Source organism: Microbulbifer maximicatervae (SeqCode) (assembly GCF_052467325.1).
Genome location: NZ_CP174310.1, coordinates 92391 through 109176, shown reverse-complemented (window position 1 = coordinate 109176; position 16786 = coordinate 92391). Strand labels below are relative to the sequence as shown.

The 16786-nt window shown below is 52.8% G+C and carries 12 protein-coding genes and 1 pseudogene; 3 read left to right on the top strand and 10 right to left on the bottom strand.

What is annotated here, in order from left to right:
* Window positions 1–39: 39 nt before the first annotated feature.
* From bamA (ACJJIE_RS00725) to rpsB, 10 genes and pseudogenes are all read right to left on the bottom strand, one after another.
* Window positions 40–2592, bottom strand: a complete 2553-nt coding sequence (bamA, locus tag ACJJIE_RS00725) for an outer membrane protein assembly factor BamA (RefSeq protein ID WP_282933669.1) — start codon at window positions 2590–2592, stop codon at window positions 40–42.
* 61 nt (window positions 2593–2653) lie between these two features.
* A pseudogene (bamA, locus tag ACJJIE_RS00720) lies at window positions 2654–3931 on the bottom strand (outer membrane protein assembly factor BamA); the annotation flags it as partial.
* Between the two features lie 111 nt (window positions 3932–4042).
* Entirely contained in the window at window positions 4043–5398 is a 1356-nt protein-coding gene (gene rseP / locus ACJJIE_RS00715; protein WP_282933671.1) for an RIP metalloprotease RseP, read from the bottom strand.
* 60 nt (window positions 5399–5458) lie between these two features.
* The gene (ispC, locus tag ACJJIE_RS00710) at window positions 5459–6643 is read right to left on the bottom strand and encodes a 1-deoxy-D-xylulose-5-phosphate reductoisomerase (RefSeq protein ID WP_282933672.1); all 1185 of its coding nucleotides are present in this window, start codon (window positions 6641–6643) and stop codon (window positions 5459–5461) included.
* A 109-nt stretch (window positions 6644–6752) separates the two neighbouring features.
* Window positions 6753–7598 (bottom strand): phosphatidate cytidylyltransferase, encoded by an 846-nt coding sequence (locus ACJJIE_RS00705; RefSeq protein WP_282933673.1) that lies wholly within the window; start codon window positions 7596–7598, stop codon window positions 6753–6755.
* A gap of 122 nt (window positions 7599–7720) precedes the next feature.
* Entirely contained in the window at window positions 7721–8476 is a 756-nt protein-coding gene (uppS, locus tag ACJJIE_RS00700; protein WP_444893183.1) for a polyprenyl diphosphate synthase, read from the bottom strand.
* Window positions 8476–9033, bottom strand: coding sequence for a ribosome recycling factor (frr, locus tag ACJJIE_RS00695; RefSeq protein ID WP_282933674.1), 558 nt, complete (start codon window positions 9031–9033; stop codon window positions 8476–8478). The genes uppS and frr overlap by 1 nt, the downstream gene beginning before the upstream one ends.
* On the bottom strand, window positions 9030–9767 hold the full coding sequence (pyrH, locus tag ACJJIE_RS00690; protein WP_282933675.1) for a UMP kinase: 738 nt from the start codon (window positions 9765–9767) through the stop codon (window positions 9030–9032). Before pyrH ends, frr begins: the two co-directional genes overlap by 4 nt.
* Window positions 9768–9929: 162 nt before the next feature.
* On the bottom strand, window positions 9930–10793 hold the full coding sequence (gene tsf, locus ACJJIE_RS00685) for a translation elongation factor Ts (RefSeq protein ID WP_282933676.1): 864 nt from the start codon (window positions 10791–10793) through the stop codon (window positions 9930–9932).
* A 113-nt stretch (window positions 10794–10906) separates the two neighbouring features.
* A complete protein-coding gene (gene rpsB, locus ACJJIE_RS00680; protein WP_282933677.1) occupies window positions 10907–11653 on the bottom strand; it encodes a 30S ribosomal protein S2 in 747 nt (248 codons plus the stop codon).
* A 325-nt stretch (window positions 11654–11978) separates the two neighbouring features.
* On the opposite strand from rpsB, the gene map reads away from it, so the two are divergent.
* The 3 genes from map (at window position 11979) to dapC (ending at window position 16781) form a co-directional block, all read left to right on the top strand.
* A complete protein-coding gene (gene map / locus ACJJIE_RS00675) occupies window positions 11979–12749 on the top strand; it encodes a type I methionyl aminopeptidase (RefSeq protein WP_282933678.1) in 771 nt (256 codons plus the stop codon).
* A gap of 122 nt (window positions 12750–12871) precedes the next feature.
* Complete coding sequence (locus ACJJIE_RS00670; RefSeq protein WP_444893182.1) at window positions 12872–15577, top strand: [protein-PII] uridylyltransferase; 2706 nt, start codon at window positions 12872–12874, stop codon at window positions 15575–15577.
* A 31-nt stretch (window positions 15578–15608) separates the two neighbouring features.
* Window positions 15609–16781, top strand: coding sequence for a succinyldiaminopimelate transaminase (gene dapC / locus ACJJIE_RS00665; RefSeq protein WP_444893181.1), 1173 nt, complete (start codon window positions 15609–15611; stop codon window positions 16779–16781).
* The last annotated feature ends 5 nt before the right edge of the window (window positions 16782–16786 follow it).

Here is a 16786-nt window from a genome sequence, read left to right as displayed (position 1 = left end):
TTGCGCTGATTTACGCCTAATTCATTTTATCTGACAAATTTAGAAGCTGTTACCCAGGGTAAACTGGAACACTTCCACATCGTCATCTTCATTTTTCTTAAGGGCTTTTGCCAAGCTGAATGTCAGCGGGCCAAAGCCAGTGATCCAGGTCAAGCCTATCCCCGCAGAAACGTTCATCTTACCAAAGTCCACATCGTAACAGTTGATCTGGGTATCGCCACAGCTAGTATCGAATACATTACCTGCATCGACGAAGAAAGCAGTTTGCAGAGAGCGCTGATCCTTGATAAATGGCATCGGGAAAATTACCTCAGCACTACCTTCGATCAGGATGTTACCGCCGAACGGATCGGCATCATCGTAGGAGTTAACCACCAGCTCGCCATCGTCATCGACATAGTAACAATACTCAGTGATCTCTCCGTCCTCAGTAGCACAACCAAGAGCGGTGTAATATTCGTAAGGTGTGGAACGAGGCCCCAGAGTGTTACGTTCAAACCCACGTACTGAACCAAAACCACCGGCATAAAAATTCTCAAAGAACGGCAGTTCATCAAGATCGCCAAAACCGTCGCCGTAACCCAGACGAGTGCGGAGGCGTAAAGTCAGACTCTTAGTTAATGGGCGGAAGTACTGCCCCGTATAAATCAGCTTGTAGTACTCAAGGTCACTACCGGGAACTGTAAATTCCAATGAAAGATTCTGTGAAGCACCACGAGTCGCCAAGATGCCCCGATTCAAGGTTGAGCGGGCGTAGGACGCTGTCAAAGCAACGTTATCAAATGAATCACCGTAACGATCGATAAACCCATCAAAAGTGGTATTGAATTGACTATCATCAATATCCATAGCCAAGTCGAGGGTCTCGTCCTCAGCAAGGGCCTCTTCGATTAACTCATAGTTATCATATGTGATTCCCTGGAGGGAAACACCATCAATCAGATCAGGGCTCGATGCAATTTCCTGTACCGTACCTGAGCCCGTGGACAACTCCAGGTGATTAAAGCTCACATTAAGGCCGACGCGGGAAATCTCCGACATTGGGTAGCCGAAGTTAACGCCACCACCATAGGTTGTAGTGTTGTAATCGGAAAGATTAACCTCGGAATAATCATTCTCTGTATAGAAAACGTTAAAGCCACGGCTCACACCATCCGGAGTGAAGTAAGGGTCGAGGTAAGAAAAGTTCACAGAAGTCTGGTAGGTAGAGGCATTCATTCCGATACCTACAGATTTACCAGTACCTAACCAGTTGTTCTCCTGAATATTGGCTCCCAGCACCAAGCCACTGCTCTGGGCCCAACCAATAGTACCTCCGATAGAACCTGATGGCTGCTCTTCAACGGAGTACTCCACATCAATTTGGTCGGAAGTTCCCGGCACCTCTGTGGTTTCCACCTCTACTTCCTTAAAGAAGCCCAGGCGCTCAAGGCGTACTTTAGATTGCTCAATGCGCGCAGAGGAGGCTGATGCTGACTCCATCTGACGCATCTCACGGCGCAAAACCTCATCTGTAGTACGGGTATTACCTCGGAAATTAATTCGGCGAACATAAGCCCGCTTACCAGGGTTGATAAAGAAGGTAATTTTTACCGTCTTCTCTTCTTTATTGGGCTCAGGGATACCATTAACCTCAGCAAAGGTGTAACCCTCATTCCCCAGACGCTTGGTAATATAATCCGAGGTCGTTGTCATGCGAACCTGGGAAAAGGTCTGCCCTTCCCGCACCAACAGTAAACGCTTAACTTCTTCCTCAGGAACTACAGGATCACCAGCCAGATCCACTTCGCTAATGGTGTAAACATCGCCCTCAAACACATTGACAGTGATAAATACACTCTCTTTGTCGGGGCTTAGGGAAACCTGAGTGGAGTCAATTTTAAAATCCAGGTACCCACGATCCAAGTAATAGGATTCGAGACGCTCCAGGTCGCCGGTCAATTTCTCTCGGGAATACTTGTCATCACTGCGCAGCCACGACAACCAACCGGTAGTTTGCAGCTCGAAAATCTCTCCAAGCTCTTCATCGGAAAACGCTTTGTTACCGACAATATTGATGTGCTTAATAGCGGCCACTGAGCCTTCATCGACAATTACGCGAAGCTCAACCTGGTTGCGTGGCAACTCTTTTACTTCAGTTTTAACACTGGCGTCATAGCGTCCCTGGGCAACATATTGGCGTTGCAGCTCCTGGGCCAACCCCTCAAGGGTAGCGCGCTTGAAAATCTGCCCCTCTGAAAGGCCATTCTCCTGCATGCCCTTCAACAGGTCTTCTGTTGCGATCGCCTTATTGCCTGTAATTTCGATCTTGGAAATTGCAGGCCGCTCGCGCACAGTGATAACCAGAACACCATTCTCCTGGCCGATTTGGATATCCTCAAAGTAACCAGTGCGAAACAGTGCCCGAGTGGCGCTCTGAATTTCCAGAGTCTCCACCTCATCCCCTACTCGCACAGGGAGAGCTGAGAATACGGTACCGGCAGAGACGCGCTGTAGCCCTTCCACACGGATGTCATCAACTACAAATGACTGTGCTAAAGCACTGAGAGGCAGTGCCAGGCTAAGAGAAGCCGCTTTCAGGAAATGTTTCATCTACTAATTCCAGGTGTTTTTATTCGCAATCCAGGAGTTACAGCGCCAACTAGCGCCCCGCTCCCCCAGAATCAGAGGGTTGCCCCTCTACCATGTAATCAACATCGGGCCGGTCTGAGGTGCCGGACACCTTAGTTGTTTCAACTTTCACTACCTTCAAGTATCCAAGGCGCTCGAGACGCACTTTGGATTGCTCTATACGCGCAGTGGAAGCCAAAGCTGACTCCATCTGGCGCAGTTCACGCCGCAAGACTTCATCTGCGGTGCGAGTGTTCCCGCGAAAACTAATACGTCGCACATAAGTGAGCTTTCCCGGATCAATGAAGAAGGTAATTTTTACTGTACTTTCTTCTTCATTGGCCTCAGGAATACCATTCACTTCAGCAAACGCGTAACCTTTGTTGCCCAAGCGTTTAGCAATATAGTCTGAAGTGGTCGTTACCCTCGCTTGGGAGAACCGCTGACCTTCTCGCACCAATAGCAGGCGGTTGATTTCCTCCTCCGCTACTATCGGGTTTCCGGCAATTTCCACCTCACTAACCGTGTAAACACCACCCTCAACCACGTTAATGGTAATGAATACACTCTTCTTGTCCGGCCCTAGAGATACTTGTGTCGAATCAATCTGAAAATCAAGATATCCGCGATCCAGGTAATAGGACTTTAAGCGCTCCAAATCACCAGTGAGTTTCTCACTAGAGTACTTATCATCACTGCGCAACCAAGAGAGCCAGCCGGTAGTTTTAAGCTCAAAAATCTCTTCCAGCTCTTTATCAGAAAATGCACGATTTCCTACGACATTAATATGTTTAATCGCAGCAACAGCCCCTTCATCAACAGCAACCTGCAGTTCAACCTGGTTGCGCGGCAGTTCCTTGAGCTCCGCTTTAACACTGGCGCCATATCGACCCTGCGCCACGTACTGGCGTTCAAACTCCTGGGTCAACCCCCTGAGGGTCGAACGCTTTAGGATCTGGCCTTCGGCGAGACCGTATTCCTTCATCGCCTTCAGTAGATCCTCAGTGGCAATCGCCTTGTTCCCGGCTATATCTATCTTTGATATAGCCGGTCGTTCTCTCACGGTAATAACAAGAACGCTGTTTTCGTGGCCAATCTGAATATCTTCAAAAAAACCAGTGCGAAACAATACTCGGGTCGCATCCTGAATCTCGACAGGCTCAACTTCGTCGCCTACCCGAATCGGAAGCGCTGAAAAAACTGTACCTGCAGAAACCCGCTGCAACCCGTCCACTCGGATATCGCTGAGAACGAACGACTGTGCCAAAGCGCTGATAGGCAGCACCAAGCCCAGAAAAATCGCTTTCAGCAAATACTTCATACCGCTTCCGAGTCGCTTTTACTCACAACAACATCGTGCCAAGACAAAACGTCTCACACGCATAAAAATCTCTCTCACATTATCAGCCCGGAAAAAAACCAATCCAGGACACTACAAACGTAAAATATCGTTGTACAGAGCTAGCCCCATAATGCAAAGCACCAAGGCCATACCCACTTGCAAACCAATCACCTGCACCCTCTCTGACACAGGGGACCCCTTGATCGCCTCAATACCGTAGTAAAGGAGGTGACCACCATCGAGTACCGGAATAGGCAACAGATTGAGTACACCAAGGCTAATACTGAGCAACGCCAGCAATGACAGGAAAGACTGCCATCCCGCTTCCGCGGAAGTACCCGCCACTTTAGCAATGGTAATGGGGCCACTCAAGTTTTTGGTCGAAAGTTGACCAAATAATAGTTTCTTCAAGCTATTCAGGGTAAAGACTGTTTTATCCCAGGTCTCCTGCAAGCCCTTAACTAAAGCGCCCCCCACCCCATAGTGGTAAATCCGTACTCGATCATCCGGCCAAGTCTCTGATACCGGCTGCACTCCAACCTGCCCTATGGTTTCACCACTATCCAGCTTAATCTCCGCCGGTGTTACGGACACCGTCAGCGGTTCGCCTCCACGCTCGACAGTGATATCCATTGGAACACCAGCGCGGGCTCTCACATAATCGGTCCAGCTTTGAAAAGATGAAAAGTCACGGCCATCGGTCGAGACAATCTTGTCTCCAGCCTTGAGTCCAGCTGAGGCTGCCGGGCTCCCCTCCACCACATTATGAAGAGTCATACTCACCGGTGGAGTCCACAGCTGCAGACCAATCTCCCCGAGCGGATCGGGAACTTCGCGGCCGGCAAGCCAGCGATTGATATCCGCCACCATATGGTATTCAAGGTTGGAATCCGGATAGCGCACAGAGAATTCTATGGTGCCACTATCACCCAGGCGGTTTGCCAGGCGCCAATTGAGGGCCTGCCAAGTGGGGGTAGCCTCACCATCAACAGCAACAATTTCCTGCCCGGACTCAAGGCCTGCCGACGCAGCAATACTCCCGGGCTCAACGGATTTCACAATAGGAACCGGGCCCGCTGTTCCACCGAGGAACACCGCCCAGAAAAAGACTACCGCCAAAAGAAAGTTAGCGGCAGGACCGGCAGCGGCAATCGCCATCCTCGCCCATACGCTCTTGCGGTTAAACGCCTGATCCAGCTCTTCAGCCGCTACAGGCCCTTCGCGCTCATCGAGCATTTTTACGTAACCGCCGAGGGGGATAGCGGAAATAGTGAATTCGGTACCGTGGCGATCATAGCGGGAGATCAACCGGCGGCCGAACCCCACAGAAAAGCGCAGCACCTTAACACCACATAGGCGTGCTACAAGAAAGTGCCCAAACTCGTGGAAAGATACCAGTACACCGAGGGCCACCAAGGCCCAGATTACCGTCTGAATTAGATCCATACTCAGCTACAACTTCTTGTCATACGCAATTTAGCGGCCATTATACGCCGGGCAATGTGTTTAGAGGGCGGCAAGCGCCTGCTTGGCCAGTTCTCGCGCATTGAAATCAATGGCTTCGACTGCCTCGAGTCCCGACAGTTCAACAACGGGAGCCCTATTCATCACTTTTTCTATCACCAATGCAATATCAGTAAATGCTAAACGCCCCTCCAGGAAGGCTTCTACTGCAATTTCATTCGCTGCATTTAAGACTGTTGGAGCACTTTTTCCCTCATTAACAGCCTCTCGCGCCAAACGCAGACAAGGAAAACGATTAAAATCCGGGGCCTCAAAATCCAGCCGGCCTTGCGCAATCAGATCCAAAGCTGGCACCCCTGCATCGATGCGCTGGGGAAAAGCCAGGGCATGGGCAATAGGAGTGCGCATATCCGGGTTACCCATCTGCGCCAGTAAAGAGCCATCCCGGTACTGTACCATCGAGTGAATAATACTCTGGGGGTGCACGACTATCTCAATCTGCTCAGGGCGCGCATTAAACAAATAGCACGCTTCTATAAACTCGAGCCCTTTATTCATCATTGTGGCGGAGTCAACAGAGATCTTCCGGCCCATCGACCAATTGGGGTGTGCACAAGCCTCATCTGGCGTCACCGCCCCCAACTCGCTCGCAGCCCGAGTGCGAAATGGCCCACCCGAACCCGTAAGCAGTATTTTTTCCACGCCCGCAGCTTCGAGGTCCTCGCAGGGGAATGGCAAACATTGAAAGATTGCATTGTGCTCACTGTCAATCGGCAACAGTTGCGCACCACTCTTATTCAAGGCCCTCTGAAATATTGGGCCCGCCATAACAAGCGCTTCCTTGTTCGCCAGTAACACTTTCTTGCCCGCGTCTACTGCCGCCAAGGTTGGGCGCAATCCCGCAGCTCCTACGATCGCCGCCATGACTGTATCGACCTGAGTATCGGAGGCAACACGACACAAGCCCTCCACCCCACTTAGAACTTCCGTATCGACTTCGCCGCCAAGCAGTATTCGCAACTCTTCAGCTCGCGCCTCATCGACAACAACAGCATATTGAGGCTTAAATCGCCGACACTGCTGAGCAAGGTCGGCAACTCTTTCACGGGCGGTAAGAGCAAAAACAGAATATTTTTCCGGGTGTCGCGCCAACACATCCAGGGTGCTCACGCCGATCGAACCAGTGGAGCCGAGAACGGTAATTTGTTGCGGGGGAATTACTTGCATAGGCCCTTTTCGTACCTCTGATAGCAATATTGCTGCCACCAAACAATTGCACGCCCAGCATTAAGCTAGGCGCTAGCGAATAAAACACAAAACTGGAGCGGAAACGCCTCTACAAGTATTTCGGCAGCTCGCTCGCTAGTGCGGCCATCGTAAACACTGGAAGAGCCGCGGAAAGGCTATCTATCCGATCGAGGATGCCACCGTGCCCCGGTAACATATGACTACTGTCCTTAATCCCTCTGTGCCTCTTAAACATACTCTCCACCAAGTCCCCAATAACTGAAGCCAGTGCAGTAACCAAGACACCAAAAGTGAACAAGACAGTATTTTTCAGTGGAAGCTCAAATAGGTAGGAGGTTACGAGGGCCAAAATCAAGCAAGCACCCAAGCCACCGAAAAAGCCCTCCCAGGACTTGCCTGGACTAACTTCTCTAGCCAGCTTCCTCTTACCAAACTTGCGGCCGACAAAATAAGCACCGACATCCGCCGCTGCAACGATCGCCACCACGTAAAGAACCAGCCAGGCTCCATGATCCAAGCCTCGCAAAACTACCAGTGACAACCAGGTTGGAACTAATACAACAAGACCTATCAGACCTCGCACCCATCGGTTGCCCCACAGAGCAGCACTGGACGGGTAGCTCTGCACCCACAAGAAAGCGAGCGCCCACCAACCACAGGCTACAGCCAGAATCTGGCGGCCGCGATCGATATCTGGATCATCAAAATTCATTGAAAAGACGTATTGAGCCGTGACCATTAGGGCAAACCCCAATGCGGCGAGGAAAACAAAGCGCAGCGCACGGTTCAAGTTCGATAGATTGGCCCACTCCCACCCCGCCAGGAGGATAACCGCCACAAATATCAGTGAAAACCACTGCATTGGAAGTAAAAACAATACCCCCATAAACAGTGCTAATAGCACCAAAGCAGTAATTATTCTTTGTTTTAGCACCGCAAACCCCTTTGTAAGTAGCTAGACAACTCTGTCTGGATAAACTGCACAGATCAAGAGCGTGTCGGCAAAGATTTCCAACCAATTTGTATTGCAAGCCTGGCGCCGCAGACTTGCCCGGATCACGCCTGAGCGATCGCGTCATCCCCCTCGGCGCGACCGCCGAAGCGGCGATCACGTAACTCATATTCTGCGATAGCCTTATCCAGCTCGGCTTCGTCAAAGTCGGGCCAAAGCGTATCAGTAAAATAGAATTCACTGTAAGCGGCCTGCCAGAGGATAAAGTTGCTAATACGCTGCTCACCGCTGGAGCGGATCAAAAGGTCTACCGGCGGCAGATCTTGAAGCTGTACGTATTTGCCAAGTTCATCCTCAGTAATCGACTCTGGGGAGCGTGTGCCATCGGCAACCTCTTGAGCCAATCTACGGGCCGCCTGGGCAATATCCCAGCGCCCGCCGTAATCAGCAGCAATTATCAGGTCGCCCTCAGTCCCTGCGCGGGTGATATCTTCCGCTTCGGCTATAGCGCGCTGCAAGCGAGGAGAGAATCGGTCCCGTCGACCAATAACTCTCAGGCGAACCCCCTCCTCCCGCATCCGTCGGGCCTCTTTGCGCAAATAGGAGTTAAACAGGCTCATCAGCAGCTCGACCTCCTTCGGGGGGCGCTGCCAATTCTCGCTGGAGAAGGCGAACAGAGTAAGCGCTTTAACGCCGCGAGTTTTACAAGCTGAAAGCAGGTCGCGGATACGCTCGACACCGGCCTTGTGGCCGGCTGAAGGGGAAAGGCCCTTGCGGGCAGCCCAGCGCCCATTGCCATCCATAATAATGGCGATGTGACGTGGGCCGGGAGCATGTAGCTCGGTACCACCGATGCTCATTAAATTTCCATCAGGTCTTTTTCTTTCGCTGCCAGTGCTTTGTCCACATCAGCGACAAACTGATCGGTAATTTTCTGAATGTCGTCACTTGCGCGGCGCTCATCGTCCTCAGAAATTTCCTTATCCTTGACCAATGACTTCACGTCCGCCAGCGCATCGCGACGAATATTGCGAATGGAAACCCGCGCTGTCTCTGCCTCACTCTTTGCCTGGCGAGTGAAGTTTTTGCGAGTTTCTTCAGTAAGCATAGGCATTGGAATACGGATAACCGCACCAGCTGTGCTGGGATTGAGGCCCAAATCGGACTTCATAATGGCCTTTTCGATATCCGGGACCAGATTTTTCTCCCAGGGAGTTACGGAAAGAGTGCGCGCATCCTCAACAGTAACATTGGCAACCTGAGATAACGGAGTATCAGAACCGTAATAGGAGACGTGGATGCCATCGAGAATACTCGGGTGTGCACGGCCGGTGCGAATCTTGTTGAAATTTCCAGCCAGGGCATCAAGTGCCTTACCCATACGAGCTTTCGCGTCTGTTTTTATATCTTCAATCACGATTTCACTTCCTCTTCAATTAAGGTGCCTTCCACGCCGCCAACCACAATATTCAACAGCGCCCCGCTCTTATCCATGCGGAATACACGTACAGGCATATTGTGCTCGCGACACAGGCAGATAGCGGTCAAATCCATCACGCCGAGCTTCTTGTCGAGAACCTCATCGTAAGTCAACTGGTCATAGCGAGTTGCTGTCGGGTCGAGCTTGGGATCGGCAGAGTAGACGCCATCGACCTTGGTGGCCTTCAGAACCAGCTCAGCCTCAATTTCGATACCACGCAGGCAAGCTGCAGAATCAGTGGTAAAGAAAGGGTTGCCGGTACCGGCAGCAAAAATCAGAACTTCGCCACGCTCCAGGTAGCGAATAGCCGCACGGCGATCGTAGTGATCGACAATACCGCTCATTTGAATCGAGGACATCACTCTCGAGGAGATGTCAGATCTTTCCAGGGCATCGCGCAGCGCCAGGGCATTCATCACCGTAGCGAGCATCCCCATGTGGTCACCAGTAACACGATCGAGGCCGGCCGCACTCAGCGCAGCGCCACGGAACAGGTTACCACCGCCAACAACCAGGCCCACCTGGACCCCGATACCAACCAGCTGCCCAATTTCCAGGGCCATTTTGTCCAGCACCTTGGGACTGATACCGAAACCCTGATCACCCATTAGCTCTTCGCCGCTGAGCTTTAACAAAATTCTCTTATACTTGCGGTCTTTAATACCGGGCATTCGTTAGTCCCCTTCAATGTACCTGTTAGTGGCCAGGCCTTGCCGCTGAACATTACAACAATTTCAGTCATTTACACAGAGGGGTGCTCCGCTGTAGGTAAGAAACCCCAGCGGAAGCACCCCACTGCGATTGAGTGCCCGAGGGCACCCAATAATATGCGATTAAGAAGAGGATTTAACCTGGGCCGCAACTTCCGCTGCGAAATCCACCTCTTCCTTCTCGATACCTTCACCCACTTCGTAGCGAACAAAGGAAACCACATCGGCACCGGCATCTTTAACCAGTTTGCCAATGCTTACGTCCGGGTTCTTAACGAAAGGCTGCTCTACCAAGCTGTTCTCTTTCAGGAACTTCTTGATACGGCCACCCATCATTTTCTCTACGATTTCAGCCGGCTTGCCTTCCATATCCGGCTGAGCCTTGATGATGTCCTTTTCTTTTTCCAGAACGTCAGCAGGCATATCTTCCGGCTTGTTCACCTGCGGGTTAACCGCAGTCACGTGCATGGCAACATCTTTAGCCAGCTCGATCTCTCCACCGCTCAGAGCTACTAGGGCAGCGATGCGGTTGTTGGAGTGAACGTAAGCACCTACAACTGGAGCTTCAACCAGCTCGATACGACGCACGCCGATGTTCTCACCGATTTTCTGAACCAGTGCTTCACGAGCAGTTTCCAGCTCGCCTTCCATCAGGGCAGCTACGTCTTGCTGGCGATCGGCAAATGCCTTCTCCACAACCTTGGCAACAAACGCCTGGAAGTTTTCATCGCGAGCAACGAAGTCAGTCTCGGAGTTCACTTCAACCAGTACGCCGTAGCTGCCGTCTTCTGCAACTTTAGCGGCAACAACGCCGTCAGCAGCGGTGCGGCCAGCTTTCTTAGCGGCCTTCAGGCCGGAGGCTTTGCGCAGGTCTTCAATCGCCTTTTCGATGTCACCATCAGCAGCCGTCAGAGCTTTTTTACACTCCATCATTGGCAGGCCGGTACGCTCGCGCAGTTCTTTTACCATAGACGCGGTAATCGCCATGATTCAATCCTCGGGGTTCTGTCACTAATAATTAGAAAAAAGGGGCCGTAATTCGGGCCCCTTTTTGAGTTCGCAGTGTAAAACTATTGTGTTACACCACTTAGCCCTGCAAATTACTCTGCAGCGGCTTCGTCATCGTTAGCTTCGACGTACTCGTCCTTTGCAACGGTGTTACCAGCTTCTGCAGCGCCGGCAAGTACTGCGTCGGCTACAGCTGTGGTGTACAGCTTGATTGCGCGGATAGCGTCGTCGTTACCGGGGATCACGTAATCAACACCAGCGGGATCGCTGTTGGTGTCGACAACACCAATTACGGGGATACCCAGCTTGTTAGCTTCCTGGATAGCGATGCGCTCATGCTCAACGTCGATTACGAAGATCGCGTCAGGCAGGCCACCCATATCCTTGATACCACCGATGGAGCGCTCAAGCTTATCCATGGCACGGGTACGCATCAGGGCTTCTTTCTTGGTCAGCTTCTCGAAAGTACCGTCCTGAGACTGGGCTTCCAGCTCACGGAAACGCTTGATGGAAGCGCGGATGGTTTTGTAGTTGGTGAGCATACCACCCAGCCAGCGGTTGCTGACGTAAGGCTGGCCACAACGCTCTGCCTGCTCTTTGATAGACTTCTGTGCAGCACGCTTGGTGCCAACAAACATAATCTTTTTCTTTTGAGCAGTCATGCCCTTGATGATCTGCAGGGCTTCGTTGAAAGCCGGTACAGTGTGCTCAAGGTTGATGATGTGAATCTTGTTGCGGGCACCAAAGATGAATTGACCCATCTTCGGGTTCCAGTAGCGGGTCTGGTGACCAAAGTGAACACCAGCCTGCAGCATATCGCGCATACTTACTTGCGGCATAATAAACCTCTATATATACGGGTTAGTCCTCCACGTATCCCATGCGTCAACCCCTTTCAGGGCACCCAGACACATGTGTCGATGCGTGTGCGGCTTTTACTCGCCCAGGGAGTATCCCCAGGCGGCGCGCTTTATACCACAAGTGCACCCCATAGTGAAGAATTGGCACCGATTTCGCGCAAATGATCACGCCTCAATGCTGTTGGCGGGGCGCCTGAGCCATCCTTGCGCTAATAGCGGCAAAATGTGTCCTACAGCCAGCAATCCGCTACAATAGCCCGCCTCTTGGGCGCTACCCGCCCCAACCCAGAAACAAAGGATACGCATGACCTCAGCCATTAAGACCCCAGAACAAATCGCCAAGATGCGCACCGCAGGCCGCCTCGCCGCAGAGGTGCTGGAAATGATTGGCGAGTATGTCGTTCCAGGAGTCACTACCGAAGAACTGGATCGACGCTGCCACGAACACATCGTGAAGGTACAGAAAGCGATCCCGGCCTGCCTCGGTTATCGCGGCTTCCCAAAATCTATATGCACTTCCGTCAACGAAGTGGTGTGTCACGGTATCCCCTCCGAGAGCAAAATTCTCAAGAAGGGCGACATCATTAATATCGATGTTACCGTTATCAAAGATGGCTGGTACGGTGACACCAGCAAGATGTTCTTTGCCGGCAAGCCCGCCGCCCACGCTGAACGCCTGGTACAAATCACCCAGGAGTGCATGTACAAAGCCATCGAAATTGTCCGCCCCGGCACTACCCTCGGCGATATTGGCCACGTCATCCAGCAGCACGCTGAGAAAAACTATTACTCAGTGGTACGCGACTTCTGCGGACACGGCATCGGCGACGTCTTCCATGAAGACCCACAAATTCTTCACTACGGTCAGCCGGGAACTGGTGAAGTACTCAAAGAGGGCATGACCTTCACCATTGAACCCATGATTAACGCAGGCAAAGCGGCCACACGAGTGTTGGGAGATGGCTGGACTGCAGTAACCAAGGACCGCCGCCTCTCCGCTCAATGGGAACACACCATGGCAGTGACTAGCGACGGTGTAGAAGTGCTAACAGCGCGCAGCGAGGAGAACTTCTAAAGCCGTACTGACGGGCCGCGAGGAATAAGTGCATTACTCGCGGCACTACAGTAGCGGATCTCCGCAAACCGAACCCAAGCCGCTCCCCACCTGCGGCAGCCCAAGAGCCAAACGGACTTCCCATGCAGCCGGTCAGCCCTCCCTATTTTGAACGCCCCCTGTTTTTCTTTGATCAGTCCCGTTTTCGCAGGGATTTAAGCTCCGGCGACAAACCCACTCTGGAGATATTCAAAGATGCTGTCGGCGCAGCCGAACGGCAAATGGCAGAGCGTTTTCGCGAGGGAGAGGACGTTGTCACGCTGGTACACGAGCGAGCCTTGTTTATAGACTGCCTTCTGCATTACGCCTGGCACCAGTTCGAGTGGAGAGACGATATAGGGCTTCTCGCTGTGGGCGGCTACGGGCGCGGAGAGCTGCACCCCCACTCCGATATCGATTTACTCATCCTCTCCAGCGATCACCCTGCCCCGGATACCATCGACAATATAGAGCGCCTGGTGGCCTTTTTATGGGACCTGGGCTTGGATATCGGCCACTCTGTACGAAATATCGCGGAGTGCCTGGAGTTGGCCGCGAAGGACATCACCGTGGCCACCAACCTCACTGAGTCCCGCACAGTTGTCGGCGACAGTACTGTTGGCGAGCAGCTAACTGCACAAATGGAACACAAAAGGCTCTGGCCCACCGAAGAATTCTTCAAGGCCAAGCTCGCCGAACAGAAAAAGCGGCACAGCAATCAGCAGGCTGCTGAATATATTCTCGAGCCCAATATTAAGAACTCTCCCGGGGGCCTGCGGGATATCCAGACAATTGCCTGGGTTGCCAAATATTTTTTCCAAGTGCGCACCCTGAAGCAACTGCAAGGCAAGGCATTTTTTACCGAGGAAGAGTTCGCCATATTACAGTCCGGGGAAACCTTCCTCTGGCGTGTGCGCTACGGCTTGCACCTGCTCGCCGGCCGCGCGGAAGAGCGACTGCTGTTTGACTACCAAAGAGAACTGGCGAAGCAATTCGGTTATGTGGATAGCGACACCCAGCTCGCCGTTGAGCAGTTTATGCACAACTACTACCGCATCGTGATGGCACTGCAGGAATTGAACGATGTACTTCTCCAATATCTCGGCGAAGCCATCCTTCAGCGCAAAGGCAGCCAGCTGGTCATTCCGCTAAATGAGCGATTCCAGCTGCGCGACGGCAATATTGAGGTTACCCACGCCCAGGTATTTAACCAGGAGCCCTCGGCCCTGCTCGAGATCTTCGTGCTGATGGCCAACAACCCGGATATTAGCGGGGTACGGGCCTCCACCATCCGCCTGATTCGCGAGCACCGACACCTGATCGACGACGAGTTCCGCGCAGATCCGAAAAATACCCAGTTGTTTATGCAGCTGCTTCACTCACCCAGGGGATTGTCGACCCAGCTATCCCGAATGACCCGCTACCGCATTCTCGGGCGATACCTACCAGAATTTGGGCAGGTAACCGGGCAAATGCAGCACGACTTATTCCATATCTACACCGTGGATGCCCACACCTTGCAAGTTGTGCGCAATATGCGCAGCTTCCGGAGCCCCGAGGCGCGGGAAAAATTCCCGATTGCAGCGGAAATTCTCGAGCGCATGCGCCAACCGGAACTGCTGTATATCGCCGGTCTCTACCACGATATCGCCAAAGGGCGCGGTGGCGACCACTCCAAGCTGGGAGTTGTGGATGCAGCGGAATTCTGCCAGCGCCACCACCTGCCCGCCCGCGACCGGCGTCTGGTTTGCTGGCTTGTAGAAAAGCATCTATTGATGAGCCAGGTTTCACAGAAGCAGGACATCAGTGATCCCGAAGTCGTGCACGCTTTCGCCCGCGAGATGGGTGACCGCGAACACCTGGACTACCTGTACGCCCTCACAGTCGCAGATATCAATGCCACCAACCCGGAACTCTGGAACAGCTGGCGGGCCAGCTTGATGCGCCAGCTCTACCAGGCCACCCGGCACGCCCTGCGCCGAGGCCTGGAAAACCCTATCGACCGAGAAGAAATTATCGAGGAAACCCGCTGCCAGGCAATGGAAAAACTGGACGCTATGGGACTTCCGCAAGTTTCGGTGGAAAATATCTGGGCGCAAATGGGGGATGATTATTTTGTTCGCGAGACCGCTGACAATATCACCTGGCACACTTCGGCCATCCACGATCTGCACAGCAGCCCCGACACCAGCCAAAAAGACACCCTGGTTTTAACGCGAAACTCGGGGCCCGGCGAGCACGATGGCGCTACCCAAGTTTTTGTCTACACGCCTGATAGAGCCAACGTATTTGCCGCAGCGGTTACCGGGCTGGATATGCTCAACCTGAACGTTCACGATGCGCGCCTGTACAATTCTGCCTCCGGTTATACGCTGGATACTTTTTACGTGCTGGATGAAGCGGGCCAACCGCTACTGGACGAACCCCAGCGCCTAGCGCAGATTCGCGACACGCTACAGCAGGAATTGGCCCTGGTTGAGGACTACTCAAAGATCATTCAGCGACGTACGCCCCGCCGCCTTAAAATGTTTGAATTGAAGAGCCAGGCTCATCTCTCCACTGAGCCCGGCGATCATTACAGCACCCTGGAAATTACCAGTGCCGATAGACCCGGCTTGCTGGCCCGCATCGCGCGAATTTTTATTTCCCACGATCTGCGCCTGCACAATGCAAAAATTTCGACACTCGGCGAACGAGTCGAAGATATTTTTCATATTACCGACGCCGAGGGATCACCACTTACCGACATCGAGGCCAACGGCGCACTGGAAAAAGCCATTTGCCTGGAACTGAACAACCAAGACGCCTAACCGAAAAAACGCCCGAGGCCCGCTCACGACCATGAACCCAAATCTGGAACAGCTGCAGCCCTACCCATTCACCAAGCTGCAAGCCCTGAAAGAGGGCCTCCAAGCGGCGGACAAACCGCATATTGCACTGTCCATCGGTGAGCCCAAGCATGCGCCACCGGAGTTTGTCAGTGCAGAACTAGTTCGACACCTGGACAAGCTTGCCGCCTACCCACTGACCAAGGGAATCGAGCCCCTGCGGCAGGCGATCGCCAATTGGCTGAGCCAGCGTTTTCAGCTCTCCAATGTGAGCGCAGATAGCCAGGTGCTGCCGGTGAACGGGACCCGGGAAGCACTTTTTGCATTCGCCCAGGCGACCGTTTCCGCAGGCAGCAAAGTCCTGATGCCCAATCCCTTCTACCAGATCTATGAGGGCGCGGCCCTTCTCGCCGGGGCGCAGCCGCACTTTATTAACTGTGTGGCAGAAAACCAATTCAAACCAGATTTCACCTCGGTTCCGGAATCGGTTTGGCAGCAATGCGAATTGCTTTACCTCTGCTCTCCCAGCAACCCCACCGGCGCTCTTCTCGAAGCTGAAGGTTTTAAACAGCTGATAGAGAAGGCAGACCGCTACGATTTCACCATCGCCTCCGATGAGTGTTATTCGGAGCTTTATTTTGACGAGTCATCACCGCCGGTAGGACTATTACAGGCCTGCGAGGAAATGGGGCGAACAGACTTTCGCCGCTGTGTAGTATTCCACAGCCTATCAAAGCGCTCGAACTTACCCGGGCTTCGTTCGGGCTTCGTCGCCGGTGATGCCGATCTGCTGAAAAAGTTTTTGCTCTATCGAACTTACCACGGCTGCCCCATGCCGCTGCCCAATCAATATGCTTCGATCGCAGCCTGGCAGGATGAGGAACACGTCCGCCAGAATCGCGCGCTTTACAGTGAAAAGTTTTCTTCAGTTCTCGAAATTCTCGACGGCTGCCTAGAGGTACAACAGCCACAGGCAAGCTTTTATCTGTGGCCCAAGGTCGGGGATGGTGAGCGTTTTGCCAGGGAACTCTACGAGGCGCAAAATATCACGGTACTTCCCGGTGCATTTCTCGCCCGCGATAGCATCGGCTTGAACCCCGGTCGCGAGTATGTGCGTCTGGCACTGGTAGCGACACTGCAAGAGTGCATCGACGCAGCGCACCGCATAAAGGCATTTTGCAGGTAAGGCCA

Excerpts from the sequence above, each read along its gene's own strand:
- bamA (WP_282933669.1), bottom strand. The coding sequence starts at position 2,592 with ATGAAACATTTCCTGAAAGCGGCTTCTCTTAGCCTGGCACTGCCTCTC.
- rseP (WP_282933671.1), bottom strand. The coding sequence starts at position 5,398 with ATGGATCTAATTCAGACGGTAATCTGGGCCTTGGTGGCCCTCGGTGTA.
- ispC (WP_282933672.1), bottom strand. The coding sequence starts at position 6,643 with ATGCAAGTAATTCCCCCGCAACAAATTACCGTTCTCGGCTCCACTGGT.
- uppS (WP_444893183.1), bottom strand. The coding sequence starts at position 8,476 with ATGAGCATCGGTGGTACCGAGCTACATGCTCCCGGCCCACGTCACATC.
- pyrH (WP_282933675.1), bottom strand. The coding sequence starts at position 9,767 with ATGCCCGGTATTAAAGACCGCAAGTATAAGAGAATTTTGTTAAAGCTC.
- tsf (WP_282933676.1), bottom strand. The coding sequence starts at position 10,793 with ATGGCGATTACCGCGTCTATGGTAAAAGAACTGCGCGAGCGTACCGGC.
- rpsB (WP_282933677.1), bottom strand. The coding sequence starts at position 11,653 with ATGCCGCAAGTAAGTATGCGCGATATGCTGCAGGCTGGTGTTCACTTT.
- map (WP_282933678.1), top strand. The coding sequence starts at position 11,979 with ATGACCTCAGCCATTAAGACCCCAGAACAAATCGCCAAGATGCGCACC.
- ACJJIE_RS00670 (WP_444893182.1), top strand. The coding sequence starts at position 12,872 with ATGCAGCCGGTCAGCCCTCCCTATTTTGAACGCCCCCTGTTTTTCTTT.
- dapC (WP_444893181.1), top strand. The coding sequence starts at position 15,609 with ATGAACCCAAATCTGGAACAGCTGCAGCCCTACCCATTCACCAAGCTG.